The sequence below is a fragment of the Streptococcus sp. GMD6S genome (assembly GCF_000297015.1).
Map to the genome: position 1 here is coordinate 1 of NZ_AJRH01000107.1, position 2,205 is coordinate 2,205.

Genomic DNA, 2,205 nt, shown 5'->3' on the forward strand with positions numbered 1-2,205 from the left:
AATAAGATTGATGGTACTGGATAGTGACGCCGTTCTCTCTAGCTGTAAAGGGTAATGACTTCAGTGATTCTGTAATTTCTACTTCATTAAAATCACCTAAGAAAAAGAAATCAATACGATCATTTTTCAGAGTATTTTGAAAGCACATGTAGCCACTTTCCGGAGACTCATTTAAAATGCTATTTCGTAAATCACTGTATCTCAATTGAAGACGCTCATCATGGAAGAACAAGCTATCCAACTCCTTATGAGCAAAATAAAATGAATCATCCATATCAGTAGCTAGACTAGCCAATAACTGTTTTCTTTCAATTTCAAATAAAGCTGGCTCAAAAGCACCATCTTGAGCTAAGGGAGCAAATAAAGTCTGTCTCACCAATTCCAAAATTCGAGAAGTCAAGACATTCTTTTTGCTTAAAAAATCATCCCTCACATAAGTAAATGTTAAGTCAAGAATATGTGCCTGTCCCCTACGATAAGCACTTGTGGAAATATCTGTTCCATATAAACTTGCCAAGTATCTGCGAAATGCTTGTGATGTGGGATAAGCTTGATTTGCCGTCTCCAACATACTCGCGCTCAACATACGTCCTGCTATTGTTTCAAGAGATAAGGGAGCAGTAAAACGAATGGTGATCTTATTTGTTTTAAACTTTTTGGATTGAACAAAATGTGCTGAAATTCCAGGCACTAATTCCATACCTTACCTCCTTACATATAGAGTTCTATTATACCACGAAAATCAAAATTTTTCTTGTTCTCTTTATAGCTTTAAAGAGTAAAACCGTTTTCATTTCAGCTAACTTTCCTTCAGCTATTTCAAGGAAAATATGGTATAATACCAAAGATTGAGGTGAATTATGGAATACAAATTATTTGAAGAATTTATTACACTCCAAGCCCTCCTAAAAGAGATTGGAATTATACACAGCGGTGGTGCTATCAAATCCTTTTTAATAGATCATCAAGTTTACTTTAATGGCGAGTTAGAAAGTAGACGTGGGAAAAAAATCCGTATTGGAGATACGATTGACATTCCTGATTTAAAGATTGACATCACCTTGACAAAACCAAGTTTAAAAGAGCAAGAAGAGTATCAAGCAGATAAGATTGAGAAAGAGCGAATTGCTAAACTTGTCAAAGAGATGAATAAAGGTGTCAAGAAAGAAAAACAAAAAACTTCTTCATCGCCTAAAACCAAACAAGTTCCACGTTTTCCAGGAAGATAACCATGTGGCTCCAACATTTAACAATTAAAACCTTTCGAAACTACAAAGAGGCAAAAATTGATTTCAATCCAAAATTAAATGTCTTTCTAGGTCAAAATGCACAAGGAAAAACCAATATTCTAGAAGCAATCTATTTCTTAGCCTTGACACGTAGTCATCGGACTCGTACAGATAAAAATCTCATTCATTTTGATAACGAGCAACTCCATCTTTCTGGCTTGCTACAGAAAAAAACAAGCTCTATCCCTCTAGAAATTGATTTAACACCAAAAGGGCGTGTGACCAAGGTCAATCACTTAAAACAAGCTCGCCTATCAGACTACATCGGACATATGAATGTTGTCCTCTTCGCACCTGAAGATCTCCAGCTAATTAAAGGAGCGCCTTCTGTCCGTCGAAAGTTTATAGACATTGAACTGGGACAAATAAAACCAATCTACTTGTCAGACTTGTCAAACTACAACCATATACTCAAGCAGAGAAATACCTACCTAAAATCCAGCCAGAAGATTGACGAAACATTTCTGTCAGTCTTAGATGATCAGTTAGTAGAGTATGGTTGTCGCGTTATAAAGCATCGGATAAAATTCATTAAAGACTTAGAGAAATTTGGTCAAAAAAAACACTTAGAAATTTCAAACAAATTAGAAGAGTTGTCAATATTTTATCAATCATCTGTCAACTTCACTGATGAAGAACAGCTAACACGTTCTTTTAAAATTGCTTTGGAGAAAAGCAGATTCAGAGACTTATTTAAAAAGAATACTGGAGTTGGCCCTCATCGAGATGATATTTCTTTTTATATCAATGGTATGGATGCTAGTTTTGGAAGCCAAGGTCAACATCGTAGCCTTGTTCTTTCTATAAAACTGGCGGAAATTGAGCTAATGGAAAGTATTACCAACGAGTCTCCAATACTACTGCTTGATGATGTTATGAGCGAACTTGACAATACACGGCAACTAAAATTACTAGA

At 35.5% G+C, this 2,205-nt stretch carries 2 protein-coding genes and 1 pseudogene; 2 read left to right on the plus strand and 1 reads right to left on the minus strand.

Annotated elements, in window-relative coordinates:
- A pseudogene (locus GMD6S_RS08810) lies at window positions 1-700 on the minus strand (insulinase family protein); the annotation flags it as partial.
- Between the two features lie 160 nt (window positions 701-860).
- On the opposite strand from GMD6S_RS08810, the gene yaaA reads away from it, so the two are divergent.
- Window positions 861-1,229: a S4 domain-containing protein YaaA gene (gene yaaA, locus GMD6S_RS08815; RefSeq protein WP_000455868.1), complete on the plus strand. Its 369-nt coding sequence runs from the start codon at window positions 861-863 to the stop codon at window positions 1,227-1,229.
- 2 nt (window positions 1,230-1,231) lie between these two features.
- Window positions 1,232-2,205, plus strand: a 974-nt coding sequence (gene recF / locus GMD6S_RS08820) for a DNA replication/repair protein RecF (protein WP_000266689.1), incomplete at its 3' end; no start/stop codon positions are given.

Bases quoted from the DNA above. Each gene is read 5' to 3' on its own strand.
- yaaA (WP_000455868.1), top strand. From the start codon at position 861: ATGGAATACAAATTATTTGAAGAATTTATTACACTCCAAGCCCTCCTA.